We start from the raw sequence: 23,897 nt of genomic DNA on the forward strand, positions 1-23,897 counted from the left end.
CGCGCAGTAGGGGAGGTCAGGCCGGCGGCTGCGCCGACTCCGCGTCGCGGCGCAGTCGCCGGTCCAGGGCCATGGAGAGTTCCGCGTCCACCACCGCGCGGGCCAGCGGGCGCAGTTGGGGTGGTTCGGCCTCCGTGCTGTGGGCGCGCAGGGTGGCGACGAAGAGGTCGGCCAGGGCGTCCGCGTGCTCGCGGACCCGGCGGCCGGAGGCGAGTACCTCGGCGAGCGGGACCCCTTCGCGTACGAGCTCGGCCGACACCTCCAGCAGGCGGCGGCTGATGTGCACGATCTCGTCGCCGTCCGTGCCGAGGTAGCCCAGCTCCATGGCCGTCGCCAGGTTCTCCGGCGTGGAGTCGTCCTTGAAGTAGTCCGCCAGTTGCTCGGGTGTGAGCCGGACCGGGGTCTCCTCGGTCGGTTCGCCCAGGCCCAGCACCTCGGCGACGTCCCGGCCGCTGTCGAAGGTGCGGGCCAGGTCGGCGATCCCGGTGAGGGTGTGGCCGCGCTCCAGCAGGCCGGAGATCGTGCGCAGTCGGGCCAGGTGATGGTCGTCGTACCAGGCGATGCGGCCCTCGCGCCGGGGTGGCGAGATCAGGCCGCGTTCCCGGTAGAAGCGCAGGGTCCGGACGGGGATGCCGGCCTCCTTGGCCAGCTCCTCCATGCGGTATTCGCGGTGCTCGCGTCCTTCTGCCACCCCCGCACCCTACCGGCCTCTCCGTGAGCGGGGCCGCATGTTGTACCGCCGGTAACTTTCCCTCGCCGGACCCCTACCCATCGGTACGAAGCTGCTCTACTCTCCCAACAATGCCAGTGATTGCTGGCAGAGTCGTGTGACGTATCGCGGGAGGCGGCAGCATGGCCCAGCACGAGCATGTACGCGTGGCGGTGATCGGATCCGGATTCGGGGGACTTGGGGCCGCCGTCCGGCTGCGTCGTGAAGGGATCACCGATTTCGTGATCCTGGAACGGGCCGACTCCGTCGGTGGCACCTGGCGTGACAACAGCTATCCGGGCTGCGCCTGCGACGTACCGTCCCACCTCTACTCGTTCTCGTTCGCCCCCAACCCCGAGTGGCCGCGCACCTTTTCCGGGCAGGAGCACATCCGCGCCTACCTGGAGCACGTAGCGGACACCTTCGGGCTGCGCCCGCACCTCAGGCTGAACCACGAGGTGACGATGATGCGTTGGGACAACGACGCGCTGAACTGGGTCATCGAGAGCGCCAACGGCACGACCGTCGTCGCCGACGTCGTCGTCTCCGCGACCGGCCCGCTCTCCGACCCGAAGACGCCCGACATACCGGGGCTCGCCGACTTCCCCGGCAAGGTCTTCCACTCCGCCCGCTGGGACCACGACGCCGACCTGACCGGCAAGCGCGTCGCGATGATCGGCACCGGGGCCTCCGCGATCCAGATCGTGCCGGCGATCCAGCCGAAGGTCGGCAAGCTGACGCTATTCCAGCGCACCCCGCCCTGGGTCATGCCGCGCATGGACCGCGCCATCAGCGGCGCCGAGCGCTGGCTGCACCGCACGCTCCCCCTCACCGGCACCGCGCGTCGCGGACTGCTGTGGGGCATACGGGAGTTGCAGGTCAGCGCCTTCACCAAGCACCCGAACGAGCTGGGCCTGATCGAGCGGATAGCCAAGTCCAACATGGGCCGGTCGATCAAGGACCCGGCGCTGCGGGCCAAGCTGACCCCCTCGTACCGCATCGGCTGCAAGCGCATCCTGCTCTCCAGCGCCTACTACCCGGCCCTCGCCCAGCCCAACGTGGACGTGGTCGCCTCCGGTCTGAGCGAGGTGCGCGGCTCCACGGTCGTGGCGTCCGACGGTACGGAGACCGAGGTCGACGCGATCATCTTCGGCACCGGCTTCCACGTCACCGACATGCCGATCGCCGAGCGGGTGGTGGGCGCGGCCGGTATCACGCTCGCCGAGGCCTGGAAGGGCGGCATGCAGGCGCTGCGCGGTGCGAGCGCGGCCGGCTTCCCCAACTGGATGACGATCATCGGCCCCAACACCGGCCTCGGGAACTCGTCCATGATCCTCATGATCGAGGCCCAGCTGAACTACATGGCCGACTACATGCGCCAGTTGGACGTGCTGGGCGGCCGCGTCGCCCTCGACGCGCGCCCCTCGTCCGTCGGGGCCTGGAACCGCCGCGTCCAGGAGCGCATGAAGCGCACCGTCTGGAACACCGGAGGCTGCGACAGCTGGTACCTGGACGCAAACGGCCGCAACACCACCGTCTGGCCCGGCACCACCGCCGAATTCCGCAAGGTCACGCGGAACGTCGACATCGCGGAGTACGAGGTCGTACGGGTCACCGCGCAGCGCGACGCGAAGAAGGCCGTCGCTGTCACCGAGGAGGTGGCGGGATGAGCCGGCAACTTCCCGTACGGGAGCTGATGGCCGTCTCCGCCGACGGCTCCCGCATCCATGTCGAGGTGCACGGACAGGACGGCGCCCCCACGGTGGTCCTGTCCCACGGCTGGACCTGTAACACCCGCTTCTGGGACGCCCAGATCAGGGACCTCGCCGTGGACCACCGCGTCGTCGCCTACGACCAGCGCGGCCACGGGACCTCGCCGGCGGTGGGGCGCGACGGATACGGCACCGAGGCGCTGGCCGACGACCTCGAAGCCGTCCTTGCCGCCACCCTCGCCTCGGGGGAGAAGGCCGTACTGGCCGGGCACTCCATGGGCGGCATGACGATCATGTCCGCCTCGCGCCGGGCCGGGCTGCGTGAACACGCGGCCGCCGCCCTGCTGTGCAGCACCGGCAGCTCCCGGCTGATCGCGGAGTCGCTCGTCGTGCCGATGCGGCCCGGCGCCGTGCGGACCCGGATGACGCGTGCCATCCTCGGGGCGCGGGCGCCGCTCGGACCGGTCACGCCGGTCTCCCGCCGCATTCTCAAGTACGGGACGATGGGGGCGGGTTCGGCCCCGGACCGGGTCGACGCCTGCGCGCGGATCGTGCACGACTGCCCGCGGGCGGCCCGGGTCGCCTGGGGGCAGGTGCTCGCGGACCTCGATCTCGACGAGGGCGTACGGGAGCTTCGGGTGCCCACCGCGGTGATCGCGGGTACGGACGACCGGCTGACGCCGCCCGTCCACGCCCGTGCGATCGCGGCGGCGCTGCCCGACTGCCTCGGTCTCACCGAGCTGGCGGGTATGGGTCACATGACGCCGGTCGAGGCCCCGGAGGCTGTCACGGCGAAGATCCGCGAACTGGTGGCCACGTACCTCCCGGTACGGGGTACGACAGATGGCGAAGGCAAGGCCGGGAGCAAGGAGGAGGTCGCATGAGCGGCAGGCGCAGTCTCGAAGGACAGGTCGTCGTCGTCACGGGCGCGGCACGCGGCGTGGGTGAGCTGCTGGCGCGCAAGCTCTCGGCGCGCGGAGCGAAGCTGGCGCTCGTCGGCCTGGAGCCGGACGAGCTGAAGAAGGTCTCCGAACGGCTGCACGGGGACAGCGACCACTGGCACGCGGACGTCACCGACCACGAGGCGATGGCCCGGGTCGCGCAGGAGGTCAAGGAGCGCTTCGGGAAGATCGACATAGTCGTCGCCAACGCGGGCGTCGCCTCCGGCGGACCGTTCGTCGACTCCGACCCGGTGGCCTGGCGGCGGGTCATCGAGGTCAACCTGATCGGCGGCGCGGTGACCGGCCGGGCGTTCCTGCCGATCCTGATGGAGAGCCGCGGCTACTTCCTCCAGATAGCGTCGCTCGCCGCGATCACCCCGGCCCCGATGATGACGGCGTACTGCGCGTCCAAGTCGGGCGTCGAGGCGTTCGCCCACAGCCTGCGGGCCGAGGTCGGCTACCGGGGCGTGAAGGTCGGCGTCGGCTACCTCTCCTGGACCGACACCGACATGGTGCGCGGCGCGGACGAGGACGACGTGATGCGCGAGCTGCGCCAGCGGCTGCCGTGGCCGTCCAACCGCACGTACCCGCTGGGCCCGGCCGTCGACCGCATCGTGGCCGGCATCGAGCGGCGCTCCCCGCATGTGTACGCCCAGTGGTGGCTGCGCGGGATGCAGTCCGTGCGCGGCTACCTGCCGAGCCTGATCGGTGCGGTGGGCCAGCGGGAGATGAAGCGGTTCGGGCCCCGGCTGGAGGGCGTCGGCAAGGGGCTCGTGGGCGCCGGTGGTGCGGCTGACCAGGACGAACGGGCTTCGCGGGCGGCGTCGGATACGCAGCGTTAGTGATCGAAATGCGTTGAATGTGCTGCCGTGTAAGTCTGGTCGAGGCCCCGACGGGGCCATCCCCACGCACCCCCACATAGGAGTGAACAGCATGGGCATCGCCGACCAGTTCAAGGACAAGGCGCAGGAGCTTGCCGACCAGGGTCAGAAGAAGATGAAGGACGGCAAGGGCCAGGCCCAGGGCCAGGCCCAGCGCCAGGGCCAGAGCCAGGACCGTCGTCAGGACGCGTCCGACCGGGCCCGCCAGGCGTCCGAGCAGGGTCGCGACCGCGCCCAGGGTGCGGCGGACGACGTGCGTGAGAAGTTCGACCGCTGACGCATGTACGGCTGACGCGTTCTTCGCGTCACATGGTGAGGGGCGCGCCCGGTTCTTTCTGGGCGCGCCCTTTTCCGTACAGCGGATGCGTCGTATGGCCGGGCGAAGGCCGGTCAGAAGTCAGAGGTCGCCCTGAAGGTAGGCGCGAGCCGCGGTCATGACTTCCTTGTAGCGCTCACCGGCGATCGCCTCAAGCGGCGAGTCGTCGTCGAGTTGGGGATTCATCCCGATCATCCAGGCCCGAGCGGTGTGGAGATTCTCGGCACTCTCGATGAACTTGAAGATCTGGTAGGCCGTGCGCAGGCGCATTTCGGAGTCGAAGCGCGGAGCATTCTGCTCCCTGCACCACTTTCCGACCTGCTTGGGATCTTCGATGCCTGCGATGTACGCGACGACGCGCTGGCTGAAGGTGTCCTGCAGGAAGCGTGCGATGCCTGCGATGGACTGTTCCGTCTGGTCGCGCAGTGCGCGGGCTTCGGCGGTGGTCTCTCGCTGAGTTTGCATGGTCTCCTCGTTTCCTCGTCGCTCGCCGGTGAGGCGTCAGCGGAGGATGGGTGCGCTGGATGCGCGAAGGCTGGGAGTGGGCGCGAATCGCTGCCGTTCGTCAGCCATGTCTGTGGGGTGCTTGCGGCGGGTGGGCAAGGGGTATTGCCGTGGCCGTGGTGTGCACCACTACAGGCGGGAGGAGGTGACCGGAGTGCCGGGGCGAGCTGATCGCTCTGCCTCTGCGGATGGGCGCAGCACTCGCTAAACGTAAGTGGCTGGTGGTCAACATTGCATCCCCCCTGTGGTGTTGAGCAAATGCTACCCGTTTACACGCAACTTACTCCATAGATTTCCCCCCTTGAAAGGGTGGTAAATCCCCCCTCATGTTGCCGGTCGGGCCTGTGAGCTGCATGTTCTTCGGGGTGTCTGTGAGTGCGGACTCACAGGTGGCATGCCGTGCGAATCACTCAGACACCAGATCGGGGGACATTTCGCACGGCCAGTCGGTCGATCGTGCGACGGTCACCAGACGGTGAGTCCGTACTCGCGAGCCACTTCCTGCAGTTCGACGGACTCGGCGAGGATCGGGCGGCGTTCCGCCTCGGTGTATTCGGTTCCGCTCAGGACGGCCCAGCAGCGGCGTCCGCCGAATCCGGACCGGTAGACGATGCCCTGGGCCAGTTGGTGGCCTTCGGCATTGCGCTGGGCGACGGTCCAGGCGGCGATCTGGCGGGCGACGCGGCGGTCCTTGCCATGGATGTGGTCGTCGGTCAGTTCCCCGTCGATTCCCCATTCGCTGAACTCGTTCCGGAGCTCGTGCGCGAGTACCTCGCGGGTGATGTCCGCGTCGACGTCCAGGAACCTTGCCTCGGCCGCCGGCTTCAGCCGGACCAGAATGTGGGCGTCGCGCCAGCCGGACGCCAGATGGCCGATTCTCATGTGGCCGGGCTTGTGGGGTTCGTCGGCGAGGAGGCTTCGCACCTCCGGATGGACGCGGAAGTAGGCGAGCGCTTCGGCGTAGCAGCCGGTCGGTTCGGAGGCGCAGTACAGCATGCCGTAGGTGAAGAGACTGAAGCGGCCGGCCGAGGAACCTCCGATGGTCTCGGGCTCGACGCGGTTGAACCTCAGCGGTGCGCCCGCCTTGCCCAGGCGCCATACGCCCCGGTCGGGGGCGCGGGCGAGTACGACGGGGGGAACGGAGACGGTCATGCCTGCTGCCTCCGTCCCGCGGGGCCGGTGGTGGGAGCTAAGACAGCGGTCATGGATCCTCGACAAGGCTTTTCTCGACGGTCGTTGGGCAGGGCCGGGCGGCGGGTTCGGGCGGGCCTGTCCGGCCGCCGACGCGGCTGATCATTGTTGCGCAGGTGAGTATCGCGCGGCAGCCCGCGCGCCGGGACCGAACGGGCGCAAAGGCGTCGCTCCGAGGCGCGCAGACGGCGCATCCGGCCTCACAGGCGGTCGTGATGGATACGGAAGATCATGGTGCCTGCCTCTCCCGTCGCCAGGAGGACCGTGGAGGGCTCACCGGGTTGCTGCGGGGCGGTGCGCAGCGCGTTGACGCGGTACCCGGTGACGATCTGAAGGAGGTGCCGGTCGGCCGCCGGGTCCCACAGGTGGATGCTGGTGCTGCCGGCCGCCGCGAAGGCGACGCGCCGGCCCTGGACCGGGAAGGCCGTCACCGCGTTCAACTCGCCGTCACCCGGGTCGAACTCGTGCAGGGCCTCGGCTGCCGTGTCCGGCTCCCAGAATCTGAGGGTGCCGTTCTGTCCGGCGGTGACGAGCTGCGGGCCGGCCGCACCGAGCCCGGGGGCGAAGGCGACATCGTTGACGATGTTCTGCCCACACCGGATGGTGCGGCCGTACTGGGTCAGATCTGCCGCGTCCCAGATGCGGAGGTTGCCGTCGCTGCCGCCCGACGCGAGAAGGACACCGCCTTCGGCGCTCCTGGAGGCCAGGCACCGGACGCTGAACTTGTGGTCCTTGCGAATCGAGACGGCCTGCTCGGTGTCGAGGTCCCACAGGCGTACGGACCCGTCGGCGCTCGCGCTCGCCAGCCGGGCGGACGCACCGGTGCCCTCGATGGCCACGAGTGCGAGGGCGGGGGAGTAGTGACCTCGCAGGGTCGCCACGGGAGCCGAACCCCTGGGGGCGGAGGCATCGAACAGGGCGATGCTGTTGTCGCTGCGAGCGGCGGCCAGCAGCACGCTGTCACGCCGCCTCACCCAGGCCAGGGCGGTGACCGGTTCGTCGTCGATGACGGGTTGCTTCATGCCGGTGTCGATGTCCCACGCCAGGGTGCTGCTCCCCTCGGTGACCGCGAGCCGGTGCGGAGGCCCGGGTGACAGCGCGCTGGCGGTGACCGGGGTCCAGGCGGCGCGGCCGTGCCGGAACGTGCCACCGGCCAGGGGCCAGTTCCGGACGGTGCGATCGGCTCCGGCCGTGATGAGGCGGGCGCCCGGCCGTTCGGTGAACGAGGAGAGCGCGGTGACCGGGGCGGAGTGCGCCTGGATCGACTGACCGAGCGGCTCCAGCGTGTCGGTCCGCCACAGGCGTACGGTGCCGTCCGCCCCGGCACTGGCAAGCGCCCGCCGGGCCTCGACCTCGACCAGCGTCAGCGCGGTCACGGCACCCTCGGACGTTGCGTCGGTGCTGACGACGCAGGCCCGCGCATCGGCGGACACGTCGTGTACGGACAGGGTGCCGTCGCCGTCGCCCACGGCATAGTGCCCGGCCGCGGGCAGGGCGACGAGGGTGCGGACGGCCGCCGGATGACGGGAGCGCATGACGGCTGTGCGCCCGTCGAAACTGCTGACGGTGTCGTGCTGGGCGTAGAGCAGGAGTCCGGACCCGTCGGCCCGGGTCGTCCCGCGCAGAATGGCCGCCGCTCGTTCGAGCCGGGGGAGAGGTATGTCGACCTGCTGGAACGCCGCGGTGTTGAACGCGGCGACGTAGCCGTCACTCCACGCGGCGAGCAGCACCTGGGCCCGGTCCCGCGGCCGGTGGAGCGTCAGCGAACTGACCCAGGTTCCCGGGCGCTGGAGCACCGGCACGATGGTGCGGCCGCGGAGCGCGTCCAGGACCGAGACGGTGCCGTCGGTGGCGCCCGTGGCGAGCAGGCCCTCGTGCAGCGTGACCAGGTGCTCGATAGCGCCGTCGTGTACGGCGATCGGCGGCGCGGCGGCGGACCCGTCGTGCCGCAGGATACGGATGACACCGTGGTCGTCCCCCGTGACCAGCAGCGGCTGCACCCGGGCCCGCCGGCCCGCGTTCACCATGGCCAGCGAGGTGACGGCGGCCTCGGTCACGGCCCACACGTTGTCCGGACTCGCGCAGTCGCTCCAGAGCGGGGTGACCGGCGACCCGGCGAGCACCGGATCCTCCGGGGGCGAGGGAGGCAGGGGCTGGTGGCGCGCCGTGGCCGCGTGGTGGGCCAGATGCAGGCTGGTCAGCCGCGACAGCGGAGTGAGCCCCCGGGAGAAGGGTTCCAACTTCGCCCAGGCCTGGAGCCATTGCTGACGGTCCGACGGGTTGTTCCCGCCCGCCAGCAGCCGGCCGAGACCGGAGCTGGACTCCCACGGCAGCAGGGCAGGGGGCACGTGCACGTCGTCCAGCACACGTCCCTGAGCGGCGTGCTGCGCCAGATGGCGTCGCAGGTAGGGGTGCGGGGGGATGCCGGGATCGTCGGGAACCAGCTCGGCCAGGGCCTCGGCCAGCCGGCGGTGGATCTCGGCATGCCGGTCACCGCCCGGCCGCCGGTTCATTCGGCCACGCCGGGGGTGAGCGGATCCACGCCGGGGGTGAGCGGATCCGTGCCCGGGGTGCGCGGGTCCTTGGCGGCGCCGAGCGGATCCACGCCCGGGGTGCGCGGGTCCACGCCCAGCTGCTGTACGAGACCGGCGGCGCCGAGCGGGTCCGTGCCCGAGGCGCCCGAGGCGCCCGAGGTGCCCGAGGCGAGGGGGGCCAGGGGGTCTCTGCCGGCATCGAGCCCGTCCTCGGCGGCATCGAGCAGGTCCGCGTCAAGGTCGCAGAGCACCTCGGCCACCGCTTCGTGAGCCGGCCGGTAGACCCGCCGGTCATCCTCGTGATCGTGCGCGAGATAGCCGTTCAGGCGGCTCTTCAGCAGCTTTCCGATCATGTCGTCCCAGTCGGGTAACTGACGGCCCAGAAACACCCGCCCCATCTGCGGCCAGATGTTCGACCAGGGGATTCCCGCCCCTGCGGCGAAGGCCGATGCCCGCAGGAGCGCCAAGGCCACGTCGGACGGAAGGCCGTCCCCCGCCACGAGCACGAGATCGCGTCTGAGGAGCCCCGTCATCCCCCGCTGAAGCATCGCCAGCCACTCAGGATCCCGCGCGACCGCTGCGGGATCCTCGGTGCAACGCAGCTGCTCCCCGGCCAGGCGGGCCGAGATGAACGACGGCCACACCTCGGGAGCCACCAGGGCCGCCGCCTCCTCGGCCGTGTCGCGATGCCCGCCCTCGCGGACGAGCGCGTGCAGATACTGCTCGATGTCCTTCACACTGCCCTCGCCGTCCGTCCGCTGCTCCTCAGCGGTCGGGAACGCGGCCTGCAGGGCCTCACTCAGTCCCTGCTCCGCGTCGGGCAGCTCCACCGGGGAGTCGCTGAGCGGCAGGCTGGAGCGCACGCCGATGAGCAGGCGCAGCCCGGCGGGCGCGGAGGGGGAAGGCGGACCGTCGTCCTGCCGGGGGGCGGGCACCTGACCGAGCTGCGGGGAGCAGAACTCGCTGAGCGGGGCGAGGACATCGTCGATGACGCGGGAGAGCTCGACCGCCTCGTCGAGACCGTCGATGACCAGCGTGACCGGCTCGCCGCGCCCGCGGAGGGTCTCGATGATCTGCTGCGTGCAGGTGACGACGGGATCCTCGGTCGAGGCCGGCCGCGCGGGTTCGGCCCCCAGCGTCCGCAGGATGTCGCGGGCCAGGTCCGCCGGGCCCCGGTGCCGCGCCAGAATCGCCCCGGTGATGGAACCGGGAGCGGGCACGGTGCCGTCCGCGGCCAGATCGACCGCGGTCTTGAGGACGGGTTCGTCCTGGAACGACGGATGACCCAGCACCACCGCTCTCGCCAGCACGGCGGACTTGCCGCTGCCGGCGGTCCCCGTGATCAGCAGGACTCCCCGTGCCCGCGCGGGGCTCAGGAACTCGGTGACGCTGCGGTTGATGTCGTCCCGCCCGCGGAAGTACCACCCCGGATCGCTGTCCTGGGTACGTCCGGTCGCCCGGTCGAGCCAGTAGTCGGCAGGGGTGCCTGCCAGCCCCAACCCCGCTCCGGCCAAGCCATGGGCGTAGTGGTAACCCGGGTTGGGGATACAGGGCGTCGCGGTGAGAATGCCGCTGCCCTCGACCACCCGTTGCAGGCGGTGCTGTTTCCGCTCAGCCTCCGTACCCAGTCCGCGCTCGAACTCGGCCATGAGTTCGGCGACCGTGAGATAGGGAGTGGTGATGCCCGCGGTGGTCCGCAGCCGCTGAAAGGCACTGCGCAGCAGCGTGGGAAAACGCCTCACCTGAACCCGCTTGTCGTGCCCGCACGTGACCAGGACATCGAGACTGCACTGGCTACGCCGCTCCGCGCGGATGTCCTCCATGACGTCGTCGAGCTCGCTGCGGATCTTTCCCGCGTAACAGGTGTTCACGATCACGAGGACGTTCCGGACGTGCGAGTCGAGGGCGGCGGTGATCAGTTCCGTGGTGCGTACCGAAGTATTGAGATGCCGCTTGTTGACGGAGCCGGGCAGCTTGAGGAAATGGGTCCGAACGCCGGAGACACCATGTCCGGTGATGAACATGACGAGTGCCTCCCCCTCCATCTCCCGCACCCCGTGCTCCCGCAGGAAGTCCTCGACGTCTTCACGCTTCTCCAGATCGGGGGGAGGGATCCGGCGGAAGGCGGACTCGGCCCCCTGGCCGGACCACCATTCCGTCACGACCTCCAGTTGCTCGTCGATCCCCTCGGTGAAGTCGTCGTTCCCGTCGCCGTAGTCACGCACCGCCAGGGTCAGCAGAGTCCGCTGCGATCCGGAATCCGCATCGGTGTCCGCCCCGGCTACCTGCGTTTGCGTGAACTCCCCCGCCCTGTTCTGCATCTCTTTAGTGTTTCAGGCATGACTGAGCAGCCGCAGACGAATCCGCCGGGCCGCGTCCCCGGCGGCCGTCCCCGTACAACTCCGGGACTGACCCCCGCCGTCACGCACGACGCCGTCGTTCTCGTACCGGGAATCATGGGGAGCGAGCTGTACGACACCGGCACCGGCAAGGTCCTCTGGGGCCTGGCACATCCCACCTGGCTGGCGAAAGCCTGGCTGACCAAGGGCGGGCTCGCGCCCCTGCACCTCACCGCCGAGGAACAGGCCGGCGACCACGGCCGGATCAAGGCGCGCAGGCTCCTGCAGATTCCGGCGTGGAGCCCGGTCCTGCGAGGCATCGAGCCGTACCACAAGATGACCGCGGCCATCGAGAACGCCGTCGCCCATCCCGCCGCCGTCATGCCGTTCCCGTACGACTGGCGGCTGCCGGTCGAGGTCAACGCGCGACGGCTCGCGAGCGAAGCGCGCGAGCACCTGGAACGGTGGCGGGAGCACCCGGCCCACACGGCGGCCCGGCGCCAGGCGGTGGACGAGCGCGAGGCCCGTCTCGTCTTCGTCGCCCACTCCATGGGCGGCCTCGTCACCTACGCGGCCCTCACCCTCGGCTTCGACTCCGACCTCGAAGCGGACACCCGCGGCGTCATGACCCTGGGCACGCCCTTTCACGGTTCGGTCGTCGCGGCGAACATCCTCAACACGGCCCAGGGCGCCCCCCTGCCGCTGCCTCACAGCCGCCTTGCCGCGCTCGCCTCCGCGATGCCCGGCGTCCACGACCTCCTGCCGGGCTTCCTCTGCGTCGAGGAGGGCCTCGACGTCCGCCGCCTGACCCCCTCCGACGTCGGCGCGCTGGGCGGTGACAAGGATCTGGCCCGAAGCTCCCAGGAGTTCTTCGAAAGGCTCCGGTCGAAGCCGTTCCCGCACCACCGCCCGGTCGTCGGGATCCGTCAGGAGACCGTGCAGTCGATGCGGCTGGAGAACGGCACGGTCATCGCCTCCGAGTACTGCTTCCGGACCCACACGGACGGCGAGCTGATGCGCGACCCCGACGGGGCCCCGCGCCGCTTCCAGGTCGGTGGCGACGGAACGGTCCACCGCGAATCGGCGTCCCTGACACGTCGTACGGTGCCCCTCGCCCTGCAACACGGTGCGCTGGCCAGCGACAGGGCAGCGCGGCAGGCCGTCGTCGACTTCCTCCTGGAGGACGACCACTTGGGCCCCGACCAGGCGGATGACGGCCTCGGCCTGACGGTCCCGGACTATGTGGTGCCGAACGCCGAATGGTCGGTGCGCATCACGGGGACGGACGACCCGTCGGGGATCGACTGCACCGTGACCGCCGTCGACGGCGGCTTCCAGCGGGAGGCCGCCCTCTACGCCGGTGACGACGATGCGCTCGGAGCGGATCTGGAGGTCCCCGACGCGGGCCTCTACCGGGTCACGGTGGAGGCGGACCACCTCTCCAGCCCCCTCACCCAGCTGGTGTTCGCCGGCCCGGGAGGCACGACGCCGCTGGATGACTGACCGGGTGGTGCCGGCCGGGGGCGGCGGCGACTTCGAGGCAGTCGCCGCCGCGTCTCACCGTGCGGTGAGGTCCGCGTGGGGCTCCCGCGGGCCGCGCAGCGGCAGCGTCCGGCTGAAGACGAGGTTGGTGGTCGTGCTCCCGAACTCGGCCAGCCCGTCGACGACTTCCTCCAGGTGGGCCATCGAGGTGGCCGCCACCTTCAGCACGTAGCAGTCGTCCCCGGTGGTACGCAGGCACTCCAGGATCTCCGGCCGCTCCCGGAGCATCCGGCGCAACGGCTCGTGCCGGCTCCCCGGGTACTTCAGCCGGACAACCGCCAGGGCCACATACCCGGCCCGCTCCAGATCCACTTCCGCCCGGTACCCCGTGACGACCCCGGCCGCCTCCAGCCGCCGCACCCGCTCCGTCGTCGCCGACGCGCTCAGGTTCACGCGCCGGGCCAGCTCCGTGAAGGCGATCCTGCCGTCGCGCTGGAGCTCGTCGAGGATCGCCCAGTCGGTCGTATCAAGATTCTCGGCCATTCGCGCAGATTACCGGGGGATCCACGGGTGAACTGCGCCCGGACAGGCAGGAATCCCTTCTGCCGCCCGGTACGGCCTGGCTAGGCTCGGCAGCGTGAAGATCGGAGTGAACGTCCTCAATTTCGGACCCGGCACCGACCCCGGAGTCCTGCACAGCTGGGCCCGGACCGTGGAGGGACTGGGCTTCGACCTGCTGATGGTCTCCGACCACATCGCCATCACGCCCGACGTCGCCGAGCAGTATCCGGCCCCTTTCTACGAGCCCTTCACCACCCTGTCCTGGCTTGCCGGTCTCACCACCCGGATCCGGCTCGGCACGACGGTCCTCATCGCCCCCTACCGGCACCCGCTGCTCGCCGCCCGGATGGCGGCCAACCTGAACGCACTCAGCGGCGGACGGCTGGTCCTCGGCGTGGGGGTGGGCTGGGCCCGGCAGGAGTTCGCTGCCCTCGGCATCCCCTTCGAGCAGCGGGGACGGCTGACCGATGCCGCCCTGCGGGACATGCGGGCGGCCTGGGCCGACACGGCCGCGTACGGGAACGGGAAGATCCCGGTGTGGGTCGGCGGCAACAGCGACGCGGGCATACGCAGGGCCGTGCGACTCGGTGACGCCTGGCACCCGCTGCGCTGCACGATGCCCTGGCTGCGGGAGGCCGCGGACCGGCTGAAGTCGACCGCGTACGAACAGAACCTTCCGGTCCCCGCCTTCGCTCCCCGGATCGTGCTCCGCCCCACCGCGACCCCGGTCGACGGCCCGCAACGCCTCGCCGGCGAGGGAACGATCGACCAGATCATGGACGACCTCGACCAACTGCGCCTGCTGGGCGCCGAAACGGTCGTCCTCGACACGTACACCGGCGACCCCCACGAGACCAGTCACCCGCAGCCGGCCCGACAGGCACTCGCCACGGTGGCCGCGCACCTCCACCTGAAGGAGAAACCATGACCACGCCCGACGCCCACCACACCCTCCTCAGGCGCGCCATCGCCCTCGCGGCCGAGGCACGCGAAAGCGGCAACCCGCCGTTCGGCTCACTGCTGGCGGGACCGGACGGGGCGATCCTCGCGGAGGACCGCAACACGACGCTCACCGACCGGGACATCACCGCGCACCCGGAACTGAAGCTCGCCCGGTGGGCCGCGAGAGAACTGGACGCGGCCACGGCGGCGGCCACCACGATGTACACCAGCTGCCAGCCGTGCTCGATGTGCGAGGCGGTCATCCAGCAGGCGGGGCTGCGCCGCGTGGTGTACGCCCTGTCCGGCGAACAGCTCCTGGACATCAGGCCGGGCAGCGGCCGCCCGCCCGTGCCGCAGGAGGGGCCGGCGCTGCTGGAGGAGGTGCGGGCGGTGATGGAGCCGTACTACGGCTGACCAGGTTCGTTCGCTGACCCGGGAAAACCGTTGGACCCGCCGATGGGGGCGCGTCGTATGGTTCGGGGCCGCGAAGACGCGGTCGGCGGAGAAGGAACGGTGGATGGCGGGACTGTACGAGATCTGGCAGCAGGCGGAGGTGTCGCGCAGGCTCGACGTGTTGTCGGGCTTCGTCGCGATGTGCGTGGCGGGGGACGAGGACGCGCAACGGCGTCTCGCCCAGCTGGTTGCGGGCGCGGAGAGGGCCCTCTCCGCCTCGCCCCCGGATCTGGATGTCGCCTCGGAGTACGTGGACGAACTCGTCCGGTGGGCTGACACGGAGTGGGCCGATCACCCCTACCGCCCCGTGGACGCCCGGCCCGAGGAGGTCGACCGGCAGACGCGTGACTACGCCAAGGATCTCCGGCACGCCGCGGTCCCGGCGCACGTCGGGTGCGAGATGGGCCGCATCGAACTCGGTCTTGAGGTGGGGTTCCTGGCCCTCTGCCGCCAATCGGGGTTGGAGTGTCGGACCCGCCAGGACATCTTCTACGTGGCCGGGCGTGCCGCGATGGCCCTCGACCTCGGGCACTTGGAGGTGGCGGAGCTGGAGATCCGGCGCATGAAGCAGGTGGGTTCGGTGGAGCCACGGGACAGCTGTCGCTGCGAGGGTCGGTGCTCTGCGGCGTAGGCGGATTGAGCCTGCGCATGCGGGCCAACTACCCGCCTGGGCAAGGGCGTTCTCGGCCCTGGCTTTTGATATCCGTGTAGCGCCGCATACGGGATCGGACCGGTCCCCTGGTGGTCAGGATGCCTTGATGGCCTCCACGAACGGGGCCCACGCGGCGGCGCTCACGACGAGCGCGGGACCGTGGGGGCGCTTGGAGTCGCGTACGGGGACGAGGCCGGGGTGGCCTTCGGCGACTTCGAGGCAGTTACCACCATCGCCATTGCTGTGGCTGCTCTTGTGCCAGGTCGCAGCGCTGAGATCAAGATCTGTGCTGGCCATGCCGGTACTCCTCAGCCGCTCTTTCGATCAGAGTGAGGGACGCCTCTGGCGGCAATGCGGCGGCCCTCAGGCGATCGTAGGCCTTGCGATACCGCATCACGAGAGCTGGATCATCGATGGTCTGACCGTGGTAGGGACCCTCTGTGTAGAGCAGGGGTGGCTCGTCGTCAAAATCCATGAGGAAGAGCGGTAATTCAGTCAGCGCGCGGGTGGGGCCATTCCACGGAAGGATCTGCGCAACGATGCGGCGGCGTTGCATCAACGTGGCGATGTGGTCCAACTGTTCCGCCATTTCGGCAGGCGGGAGGATGGGGTGGTCCACCAGGGACTCGTGCAGGATCACCCAGTACTCCGGCCGCTTGGGGTTGCCGAAGAGCCGCGCTCGCCCCAGTCGGCCGTCGATCTTGGCCTCGACCTCCTCCGGGGTGTCCAATGAATGCGCAGTGTCGACGAGAGCGTGGGCATACGCCCTGGTCTGTAGGAGCCCTGGGATCAGGGTGCCGGACCATTCGCTGATGGACCGGGCCCGCGTCTCGGCCTCCGTGACCCCGGCGAAGTACGCGGCGTGAGCCCCTTGCTTGGCCTTCCGTACATCTTCACAACGCCGTTGGAAGAACCCGTCCGTCCCCAGCACCAGGTCCACATGCCGCGCCAGTTCCACCGGCATCCGCCGATGCCCGTGCTCGATCTCGCTCAGGTACGTGATGCCGAAGAAGCTGCCCTCGACCAGCTTCTCCAGGGTCAGGCCCGCTTCCTCCCTCTTGAAGCGCAGCTCCTTCCCGTAGAACTGCGGGACTCCCGCCGATCCGTCGATCTCCTTGCGTGTGGCCACTCTGCCGACCGCCTTTCGCGCTGTGCTCTGTGGAGCGGGAACCCCTTTCACGGTAGAGGTCCGTACGGCAGCGTGTGAGGCGTTCGTCACAGTCAGCAACGAAAGGTGTACGGGCCCCTCATGGACGACTCGCAGCACGTCACGTACGACATCGGCGCGGAGATCGACGCTCTCCGCGCCGCGCTCACCGCGCACGGCATCACCCTCCCCTCGCTCGGTGTCGACCCCCTGACCCTTGCCGCGCGTACGACCCGGCCGCCGCTGATTGCGCTCGGCAACTGCAACGCGGTCACCGCGCGTCGGCTGGCCGAGGCGCTGCGCCTGGCGGCCGGGGGGTGACGGCCGTGCTGCCGATCTCGGTGGACCTGTTCGCCGTACCGAAGGCCGTACCGGAGGTGCGGCGGATACTGCGGGCGCGGTTCGGGGCTGCGGATGTGGGGGATCTGGCGCTGTGCGTAAGTGAGTTGCTGTCCAACGTGATCGAGCACCTCGGTGAGGGGACGCCGGTCACGCTGCGGATCAGCGGTACACGGGCCGGCCGTATCCGTGTCGCGGTGAGCGATCCCGCGCCCGGTGTCTGGCCGGTGCTCCGGTTCGCCGGTGCCGACCGCACGTCCGGGCGGGGGCTGCTGCTCGTGGATGCGCTGGCGCTGGGATGGGGCGTGGAGCAGGGGCCGTACAGGAAGACCGTGTGGTGCGAGCTGAGGGCCCCTGCCGGGCCGGGCCTTGTCGTCGGGGTCAGATCTTGACCGTCGGACGGTGGAGGTCGAACCATGCGCCCAGGTCGAGGGTCCGTTCCAGGAGCATGCGCTGCTGCTGGTTCAGGTCGGCGGCCGGGAGGCTGGTGGCTTCGGTGAGGCGCTCACGGTTGACCAGGTCAGTCGCCGCGTGCCCGGTTCGCAGCAGGCCGGCTCCCTGGGACTGGATGGCCTCGACATAGGCGGGGTCGAACGTGCCCGGATATCCGCTCTTCTTGCGGTTGGCGACCGATGCGGGCAGGACGTCCCGGGTGGCGGCGCGCAGCAGGCTCTTCTCGCGGCCGTCGAAGGTCTTGAGGGACCAGGGGGCGTTGAAGACGTACTGCACGAGACGGTGGTCGCAGAACGGGACGCGGACCTCCAGGCCGACGGCCATGCTCATCCGGTCCTTGCGGTCCAGGAGGATCTGCACCATACGGGTCAGATGGAGGTAACTGACCACCCGCATACGCTGATCGAGGCCGGTCTCACCGTCCAGGACGGGGGTCTCCGCGACGGCCGTGCGGTAGCTCTCGGTGATGTACTCGCCCAGGCCGAGCGCGGGCTTGAGGTCCTCGCTGATCTGGCCGCCCGATTCAACCAGTGAGTGCGGGCCCGCCAGCCAGGGGAACGTCTCGGCGTAACGCCGCTCGTCGTGGAACCACGGATAGCCGCCGAACACCTCGTCCGCCGACTCGCCGGAGAGCGCCACGGTGGAGTGGCGGCGGACGGCGGCGAAGAGCAGATAGAGGGAGTTGTCGCGGTCGCCGATGCCGGTCGGCAGGTCACGGGCGCCGACGGCCGCGCGGCGGACCTCGGGGGCCGACAGTGCTTCCCCGTCCAGGACGATGTCCTGGTGGGCGCAGCCGACGTGTTCGGCGAGGGCGTGGACGTAGGGGGTGTCCTGCGTGGGCGAGACGTCGATGGCCTGGAAGTGCTTGTCCTGATCGGGGAAGTCGACGGCGAAGCTGCGTACCGTCTCGCCCTGGGGTGCGAGGTGGATCTGTGACAGGGCGGTGAGCGCGGAGGAGTCCAGGCCGCCGGACAGCAGGGTGCAGCGGGGCACGTCGGCGACGAGCTGGCGCTGGACGATGTCGTCGAGTAACTCGCGTACGTGCGCGACTGTTTGGTCCTTGGTGTCGGTGTGCGGCTCGGAACGCAGCTGCCAGTAGGTGTGGCGGCGCAGGCCGCCGCGGTCGAGGACGATGATCTCGCCGGGCCGCACCTCGTGCATGCCTTCCCAGACGGCGGCGCCGGGGGTTTTGGCCCCGGCGAAGAGCTCGCGCAGTCCGTCGAGGCCGACGACGGGGGCGACAGTGGGGTTGGCCAGAATGGCCTTGGGCTCCGAGCCGAAGATGACGCCGTCCTCGGTCTCGTAGTAGTAGAAGGGCTTGATGCCCATCCGGTCGCGGATCATCACCAGGCGCTCGGTGCGGGTGTCCCAGATGGCGAAGGCGTACATGCCGTTGAGGTGTTCCACGAGCTTCTCGCCCCACACGACGTAGCCACGCAGCACTACTTCGGTGTCGGAGTCGGTGTCGAACCGCTGTCCGGCGCGGCGCAGTTCCGCGCGCAGCTCGGTGAAGTTGTACGCCTCGCCGGAGTAGACCATGCAGACCGCCCCGTCCGGGGTGTCCACGGTCATCGGCTGTGCACCGCCCGGCAGGTCGATCACGGCGAGCCGCCGGTGGCCCAGGGCGGCGTGGGGTGCCACCCATACGCCCGCGGCGTCGGGGCCGCGGCACGACATGGTCTGCGTCATGGCGTCGATGTCGTCCCGGTGCTCCGTCAGATCACGCCGGTAGGAGACCCAGCCAGTGATTCCGCACATGCGAACCTCGATTCACTCGATCGAAGATGGTTGCCTCGGACGACTGTTGCTCTATGCATGCAGTGCGTCCACGTCGAGTCGCCAATTGCTTGTGTGGTATTTCAGACAGGTAAATTCCTGTTAACGACAGGTTTCGCGGGGGCCTGGAAACTTTGAGCCAATCACGCGACGAGAGCGGAATGCGCCGGGCGGGCTGCATCGGTGAGTGAGCCGGCCCCGGGTCGGGCGTCGCTTCGCTACGCGTCGCGTTGCGTCCGGCCGTGGATCGTGGACGAGGCGAGAGGATGCGTCAGTTCGGTGAGGAGAACGACTACCCCGTCCTCCGTTGGCCGGACTTCAAGAACGACCCCGAACTCGTCACAGAAGCTCGGATGGTCGCGGCCTCCGTACTCGACGCGAGGGACTGACTGCGGGGAGAGGCCATGGACGACGTGCAACTCCACTTCGCGATCCACGACATGGCGCTCGCCACCGAGCGACAATGACGGCTCCGAGGATCACCGGGCTGCTGGTGTCAGCCCCATCAAGGCGCCCGGTATGGCGCCATCCGGCGGAAGGCAACGGCCGAATGCCGAAGGCAGGAGCATCGATGCGTCGTCACCATCACTCTGCCCAGCCCGACCCCGCCAGTCCTGAGTCGGCTGCTAGCCTCCGGGCGGATTGAGCCGCACCATCCAGAGTGCGCGCGTCAGGGGGGAACATGTTCGGCGTCATGGCGGGGCTGGTCGTTGCGTTGGTCTTCGCGATAGGTGGCACTCGGGTCGCCCTCAATATTCGAGGTGCCGCCACCTCGATGGCGCGGCGCCGCGAAGAGAACGTGGACTTGCAACGGCAGGCCCAGGGAATGCTCGGCGCCGCACCCGTCATCTGGCCTGTGGCGGTCTTTCGCTGCGTAGGCGCGGCCGCCGGGTTGGTCGGCCTGGCGGGGGTGCTGTTGGCGGTGTTGTTCCTCGCCCCCGCCATCGCCTGAGCTCGCACGAACTCACGTCGCCGGGACAACACCTCGCGAACCCCCGCCTCAACTGGCCTCATGGGTGAGCTGGTTCTCCGTAGGCGCCCCAGTTCAGGAGCCGGACGAGGTCCCCATGAGGGTCATCGGACAGGCCCTGGAGTGGAGCCAGCCCGGAGAGCCACTGGCGGGAGGGACGGTCAGCGCAGCTTGAGTTGTTCGCGGAGTCGATTCACGTGTGCCTGGATGTCGCGCTCGATGCTGGGGGCATCGGCGGATGTCGGATGGGCTTCGGGGCGCCGGGAGGGCCGGCCGCAGGGTGCGCACAGGCCGTCGCGGAAGGCGTCGGCCTTGCCGGGGGCGCCGCAGTCGGTGCACTCGACCATCAGGCGGGGTGTGGGAGTGCCGGGCGGTGCGGGTGCCGGGGTGGCGGGCTGTCGGGGCGGGAGCTTGGTGATGAGGCGCTTCCTGACGAAGCCGAGGGGCGAGTCGACGGTCGCGGGAAGCCCTGCGGTAACGGTGTGGACGAGGTAGTCGGCATCCACACCGCGTGCGAACCATGTGGCGGCCAGATCCTCCAGCTCCCGGCAGTCGTCCTCGGAGAGCCCCAGGCGCTTGTCGGCGGGGCCCAGCCGGGTCAGGGCGAGGTAGGCGGGTGACGAGTCTCCCGGCGTGGTGGGCTGCGGCTGCTCGGTACGCTGGGGTGGTACGACCGGCGCCGACGCGGGCGTGACGGGCTCTACGGGTACCGCCGGGGCGGCGGGCTCGGCCGGGACCCACGGCGGCGGGGGCGTGGCCGACGCGATCACCAGTTGCGGTTGCGGCAGGCGGTGGCGCGCCTCGGCGGTGAGGAAGGTGTTCCACCACTCGTTGTCGCGGGCCGTGCGCGACCAGAAGGTGCGGGTGACCCAACGGAGGTTGTCGCCGTCCCCGACCGCGCACCGCGCTTGGCGGAGGTGCCCGGCCACGCCTAGGGCCCGCAGCGCACTGCCGACGGCCATCTGTCCGTACAGCGGCTGGCATTTGGCGAGCGACTTGATGTTCATGGCCGCACCCTCGGGGAGCGCGTCGACGTATCCGGCGATGTACCGCTCCCGCACCGGCAGAAACGCGAAGTCGTCGGCGCGCGCCGGGAGCTGGTCCGGGACGGACCGTTTGCCGTAGCCGGGGCTGGCCTTCGGGCACGGGGCCGGGACTGCGGGGGGCGGCAGGGCAGGACTAAAGTTCTGGGTAGCCACGAGATCGCCTTTCTGGGTTGCGATCTTGGGTGAGACCCCGGCCGGTGCTTTCAACGCCGCGTCGGGGTCGCTTCGTTGAGGGGCACGGTAAGCAGCCGCGACGCGGTGCCGCAAGTCGGTCACAAATGGTCACACTTGCTCGCCGTTACGGGGTTGGGAGGTGGGTAGGTTTTCCCAACCTTCTTCATTTACCTACCGGTTGTAGGGCATCGCTCGAATCTCGAAACCCGGAACTCGACGCACGGATCCCGAGGCCCAAGACTCGGGTGGAACCCCCACCCTGTACCCACGAAAGAGTGAACAGGGCCTTCCGGGACTCGAACCCCGAACCCCGAGCCTCGAATCCCGAATCCCGAGCCTCGAATCCCGAATCCCGAATCCCGAATCCCGAATCCCGAATCCCGGACCCCGGAGCCAGGGAGCGTCCGGGCGTCGACGGCGCACCAACCGCCCGCGCACCCCTACCTCAGCGCCGCCTCCAGCGCGTCGAACGTCGCGCACACCCGTGTCCTGTGGTCGTCCACCAGTGCCTCGGCGGCCTCCCCCGCCAGCAGGCGGCGGGCGGTGGTGACGTAGGCCGAGCGGTAGGCGGCGACGATCAGGGCCGCCGCGAAGGCCGGGTCGGCGGATCCGGAGTCGGTCTCCGCGAGGGCTCGGGCCAGGGCATCCTCCACCTCCTCGACGGCCTCGCGGGCGCGGGCGCGCAGGGCGGGCGACGCGATGACGATCCGCCAGAAGGCGGGGAAGTCGTCGTCCACTGCGGACAGTGGGTGGCGCTGATCGATGAGTTCGAGTGCCAGGTGGCGCAGTGCGCCCAGCGGGGACTCGTTCGGCCCTCGCAGCCGCACGGCCCCGGTGAACAGTTCGATCGCCTGGGGGGTGCGGTCGAGGAAGAGGTCCTCCTTGCGCGGGAAGTAGTTGAAGACCGTCATGACGGAGACCTCGGCGGCCCGGGCGACATCCGCGACCGTCACATCGTCGAAGCCGTCCGCGAGGAACAGCCCCGTCGCCACATCCGAGATCCGCTGCCGCATCGCCCGCTTCTTGCGCTCCCGCAGGGGCAGTGCGGCTGCTTCGCGGGCTTCCGGTTCCTTCGTCATGACGGAAAGCATATCGAGAAACCTATAGCGAATACATAGTTTTAGTGACTACAGTTACCTGTCATGGATCTCATGACGCACTACGACGTGGTGGTCGCCGGTGCCGGGCCCGTAGGCCTGATGCTCGGCTGCGAACTTCGACTCGGCGGGGTGACCCGCGTATTGGTCGTCGAGCGCCTGGCCGAAGTGGACGAGACGATCAAGGCGGGGGCCATCAACACCCCCACCGCCGTGGCCCTCGACCGGCGGGGGTTTCTGCCCGCGCTGGTGAAGGTCCATCAGGAGGCTATGGACCGGTTTCGGGAGTTCCAGCGGGCGCGCGGCGGGGACGGGAGCGCTCCGCCGCCCCCGAAGTTCGCCGGGCACTTCGCCGGGATCATGCTGGATGCGGCCCTGCTCGATGCGGCGGATCCGGCCTTCGCCGACGTCGGTCCGGCAGGGGACGTGGGCATGGTGGCGCAGTCCTCGCTGGAGCGGCTGCTCGCCGGCCGCGCCGGGGAGCTCGGCGTCGAGCTGCGTCGTGGGGTCGAGTTGACCGGTTTCGAGCAGGACGACGACGGGGTGACGGTGCACCTGTCGCCGGTCGACGGCTCGGCGCCCGAGTCCGTACGGGCGGGCCGGCTGGTCGGCTGCGACGGCGGACGCAGCGTCGTGCGCAAGCTCGCCGGATTCGACTTCCCCGGTACGCCGCCGGAGATCACCGGTTACCAGGCGCTGGCCGGTCTGACCGGCGCCGAAGGGCTCGCGGCAGGCTGGACCGCGACGGACACAGGCGTGTACACGCACGGACCGGTGCCCGGTCGCATCCTCACCGTCGAGTTCGACGGGCCGCCCGTCGACCGCACGGCGCCCGTCACCGCCGCGGAGTTGCAGGCCAGTCTGCGCCGGGTCTCCGGCGTGGACGTCACCGTGACCGAGGTGCGCACGGTGACGCGGTTCACCGACAACTGCCGTCAGGCCGCGAGCTATCGGGCCGGCCGTGTGCTGCTCGCGGGCGACGCGGCCCACGTGCACTCGCCGTTCGGCGGGCAGGGGTTGAACCTCGGCATGGGGGACGCCATGAACCTGGGCTGGAAGCTCGCTGCCGTGGCGTGCGGCCGGGCGCCGGAGAGCCTCCTCGACTCGTACACGAGCGAACGGCATCCGATCGGCGCATGGGTGCTGGACTGGACGCGCGCCCAGATCGCGCTCATGCGGCCGGAGTCGCACGCGCGCAAGCTGCGCGAGGTGTTCACCGATATGACTCGTACCGTCGACGGCACCACGCACCTGGTCAAGAAGATCTCCGGTGTCTGGCAGCACTATGACCTGCCGGGCGGCCATCCGCTGGTCGGCAGCAGCGCCCCCGACCTGGAATTCGCTGACGGCACCCGGCTCGCCGACCACCTTCACGGCGGCCGCGGCCTGCTTCTCGACCTGGCCGACGATCCGGGGCTGCGTGCTGTGGCCGAGGGCTACGGAGACCAGGTGGACGTCCGGACCGTCGGCTGTCCCGGGCGGCCGGAGCTGTCCGGACTGCTGGTGCGACCGGACGGGTTCACGGCATGGGCTGCGGATCGCCTCGGGGTGGGCGCCCCGGGCAAGCCGGAGGACGCCTTGGCCGACGCGCTGGAGCGGTGGTTCGGGGCGCCTGCGGGGGGTGGCGCGGGGGCTCCGTCCCCGGACCGCCGCTCCTCAATCGTCGGAGGGGCTTGAG

General features: G+C 70.1%; 24 protein-coding genes. 13 read left to right on the forward strand and 11 right to left on the reverse strand.

Features of this window, described 5'->3' with window-relative positions:
• Positions 1-16: 16 nt before the first annotated feature.
• Positions 17-658, reverse strand: a complete 642-nt coding sequence (locus OG912_RS20710; protein WP_327713491.1) for a MerR family transcriptional regulator — start codon at positions 656-658, stop codon at positions 17-19.
• Positions 659-852: 194 nt separating this feature from the next.
• On the opposite strand from OG912_RS20710, the gene OG912_RS20715 reads away from it, so the two are divergent.
• From OG912_RS20715 to OG912_RS20730, 4 genes are all read left to right on the forward strand, one after another.
• Positions 853-2,379 (forward strand): flavin-containing monooxygenase, encoded by a 1,527-nt coding sequence (locus OG912_RS20715; RefSeq protein WP_327710661.1) that lies wholly within the window; start codon positions 853-855, stop codon positions 2,377-2,379.
• Positions 2,376-3,305: an alpha/beta fold hydrolase gene (locus OG912_RS20720; RefSeq protein WP_327710662.1), complete on the forward strand. Its 930-nt coding sequence runs from the start codon at positions 2,376-2,378 to the stop codon at positions 3,303-3,305. Before OG912_RS20715 ends, OG912_RS20720 begins: the two co-directional genes overlap by 4 nt.
• Positions 3,302-4,204 (forward strand): SDR family oxidoreductase, encoded by a 903-nt coding sequence (locus OG912_RS20725; protein ID WP_327710663.1) that lies wholly within the window; start codon positions 3,302-3,304, stop codon positions 4,202-4,204. Before OG912_RS20720 ends, OG912_RS20725 begins: the two co-directional genes overlap by 4 nt.
• A gap of 91 nt (positions 4,205-4,295) precedes the next feature.
• Positions 4,296-4,520, forward strand: coding sequence for a hypothetical protein (locus OG912_RS20730; RefSeq protein ID WP_327710664.1), 225 nt, complete (start codon positions 4,296-4,298; stop codon positions 4,518-4,520).
• 120 nt (positions 4,521-4,640) lie between these two features.
• Here OG912_RS20730 and OG912_RS20735 read toward each other — a convergent pair whose 3' ends face one another.
• The 4 genes from OG912_RS20735 to OG912_RS20750 all read right to left on the reverse strand — a co-directional run bounded on the left by OG912_RS20735 (position 4,641) and on the right by OG912_RS20750 (position 11,109).
• Positions 4,641-5,024 carry an XRE family transcriptional regulator gene (locus tag OG912_RS20735; protein WP_327710665.1) on the reverse strand — a complete coding sequence of 128 codons (384 nt, stop codon included), beginning with the start codon at positions 5,022-5,024 and terminating at the stop codon, positions 4,641-4,643.
• Between the two features lie 504 nt (positions 5,025-5,528).
• On the reverse strand, positions 5,529-6,215 hold the full coding sequence (locus tag OG912_RS20740; RefSeq protein ID WP_327710666.1) for an RES domain-containing protein: 687 nt from the start codon (positions 6,213-6,215) through the stop codon (positions 5,529-5,531).
• A gap of 239 nt (positions 6,216-6,454) precedes the next feature.
• The gene (locus tag OG912_RS20745; protein WP_327710668.1) at positions 6,455-8,767 is read right to left on the reverse strand and encodes a WD40 repeat domain-containing protein; all 2,313 of its coding nucleotides are present in this window, start codon (positions 8,765-8,767) and stop codon (positions 6,455-6,457) included.
• Positions 8,764-11,109: an ATP-binding protein gene (locus OG912_RS20750; RefSeq protein WP_327710669.1), complete on the reverse strand. Its 2,346-nt coding sequence runs from the start codon at positions 11,107-11,109 to the stop codon at positions 8,764-8,766. Before OG912_RS20750 ends, OG912_RS20745 begins: the two co-directional genes overlap by 4 nt.
• Before the next feature lie 18 nt (positions 11,110-11,127).
• Between OG912_RS20750 and OG912_RS20755 the strand changes: the two genes are divergently transcribed.
• Positions 11,128-12,630, forward strand: a complete 1,503-nt coding sequence (locus OG912_RS20755) for an esterase/lipase family protein (RefSeq protein WP_327710670.1) — start codon at positions 11,128-11,130, stop codon at positions 12,628-12,630.
• Between the two features lie 54 nt (positions 12,631-12,684).
• On the opposite strand, the gene OG912_RS20760 is transcribed toward OG912_RS20755, so the two are convergent.
• The gene (locus tag OG912_RS20760; protein WP_327710671.1) at positions 12,685-13,152 is read right to left on the reverse strand and encodes an Lrp/AsnC family transcriptional regulator; all 468 of its coding nucleotides are present in this window, start codon (positions 13,150-13,152) and stop codon (positions 12,685-12,687) included.
• Positions 13,153-13,246: 94 nt separating this feature from the next.
• On the opposite strand from OG912_RS20760, the gene OG912_RS20765 reads away from it, so the two are divergent.
• From OG912_RS20765 to OG912_RS20775, 3 genes are all read left to right on the forward strand, one after another.
• On the forward strand, positions 13,247-14,098 hold the full coding sequence (locus tag OG912_RS20765; RefSeq protein WP_327710672.1) for an LLM class flavin-dependent oxidoreductase: 852 nt from the start codon (positions 13,247-13,249) through the stop codon (positions 14,096-14,098).
• Positions 14,095-14,526 (forward strand): nucleoside deaminase, encoded by a 432-nt coding sequence (locus tag OG912_RS20770; RefSeq protein ID WP_327710673.1) that lies wholly within the window; start codon positions 14,095-14,097, stop codon positions 14,524-14,526. Before OG912_RS20765 ends, OG912_RS20770 begins: the two co-directional genes overlap by 4 nt.
• A gap of 103 nt (positions 14,527-14,629) precedes the next feature.
• Positions 14,630-15,196 (forward strand): hypothetical protein, encoded by a 567-nt coding sequence (locus tag OG912_RS20775; protein ID WP_327710675.1) that lies wholly within the window; start codon positions 14,630-14,632, stop codon positions 15,194-15,196.
• A gap of 114 nt (positions 15,197-15,310) precedes the next feature.
• Here the strand turns inward: OG912_RS20775 and OG912_RS20780 are convergent, their stop codons facing one another.
• Together OG912_RS20780 and OG912_RS20785 are read right to left on the reverse strand one after the other, a co-directional pair.
• On the reverse strand, positions 15,311-15,514 hold the full coding sequence (locus OG912_RS20780; protein WP_327710676.1) for a DUF397 domain-containing protein: 204 nt from the start codon (positions 15,512-15,514) through the stop codon (positions 15,311-15,313).
• Positions 15,495-16,346, reverse strand: a complete 852-nt coding sequence (locus tag OG912_RS20785; protein WP_327710677.1) for a helix-turn-helix domain-containing protein — start codon at positions 16,344-16,346, stop codon at positions 15,495-15,497. Before OG912_RS20785 ends, OG912_RS20780 begins: the two co-directional genes overlap by 20 nt.
• Positions 16,347-16,466: 120 nt before the next feature.
• Here OG912_RS20785 and OG912_RS20790 point away from each other — a divergent pair, with 120 nt between their 5' ends.
• Both OG912_RS20790 and OG912_RS20795 read left to right on the forward strand, forming a co-directional pair.
• On the forward strand, positions 16,467-16,685 hold the full coding sequence (locus OG912_RS20790; protein WP_327710678.1) for a hypothetical protein: 219 nt from the start codon (positions 16,467-16,469) through the stop codon (positions 16,683-16,685).
• A 5-nt stretch (positions 16,686-16,690) separates the two neighbouring features.
• On the forward strand, positions 16,691-17,095 hold the full coding sequence (locus OG912_RS20795) for an ATP-binding protein (protein WP_327710679.1): 405 nt from the start codon (positions 16,691-16,693) through the stop codon (positions 17,093-17,095).
• On the opposite strand, the gene asnB is transcribed toward OG912_RS20795, so the two are convergent.
• Entirely contained in the window at positions 17,085-18,914 is a 1,830-nt protein-coding gene (gene asnB, locus OG912_RS20800; RefSeq protein WP_327710680.1) for an asparagine synthase (glutamine-hydrolyzing), read from the reverse strand. The genes OG912_RS20795 and asnB overlap by 11 nt on opposite strands.
• Before the next feature lie 284 nt (positions 18,915-19,198).
• Here asnB and OG912_RS20805 point away from each other — a divergent pair, with 284 nt between their 5' ends.
• Together OG912_RS20805 and OG912_RS20810 are read left to right on the forward strand one after the other, a co-directional pair.
• On the forward strand, positions 19,199-19,321 hold the full coding sequence (locus OG912_RS20805) for a hypothetical protein (protein WP_327710681.1): 123 nt from the start codon (positions 19,199-19,201) through the stop codon (positions 19,319-19,321).
• Between the two features lie 293 nt (positions 19,322-19,614).
• The gene (locus OG912_RS20810; protein WP_327710683.1) at positions 19,615-19,884 is read left to right on the forward strand and encodes a hypothetical protein; all 270 of its coding nucleotides are present in this window, start codon (positions 19,615-19,617) and stop codon (positions 19,882-19,884) included.
• 179 nt (positions 19,885-20,063) lie between these two features.
• On the opposite strand, the gene OG912_RS20815 is transcribed toward OG912_RS20810, so the two are convergent.
• Positions 20,064-21,101: a MarR family transcriptional regulator gene (locus tag OG912_RS20815; RefSeq protein WP_327710685.1), complete on the reverse strand. Its 1,038-nt coding sequence runs from the start codon at positions 21,099-21,101 to the stop codon at positions 20,064-20,066.
• A 461-nt stretch (positions 21,102-21,562) separates the two neighbouring features.
• Complete coding sequence (locus OG912_RS20820; protein ID WP_327710686.1) at positions 21,563-22,201, reverse strand: TetR/AcrR family transcriptional regulator; 639 nt, start codon at positions 22,199-22,201, stop codon at positions 21,563-21,565.
• A gap of 72 nt (positions 22,202-22,273) precedes the next feature.
• Between OG912_RS20820 and OG912_RS20825 the strand changes: the two genes are divergently transcribed.
• Entirely contained in the window at positions 22,274-23,896 is a 1,623-nt protein-coding gene (locus OG912_RS20825; RefSeq protein WP_327713492.1) for an FAD-dependent monooxygenase, read from the forward strand.
• The last annotated feature ends 1 nt before the right edge of the window (position 23,897 follow it).

Source organism: Streptomyces sp. NBC_00464 (genome assembly GCF_036013915.1).
Classification (GTDB): Bacteria; Actinomycetota; Actinomycetes; order Streptomycetales; family Streptomycetaceae; genus Streptomyces.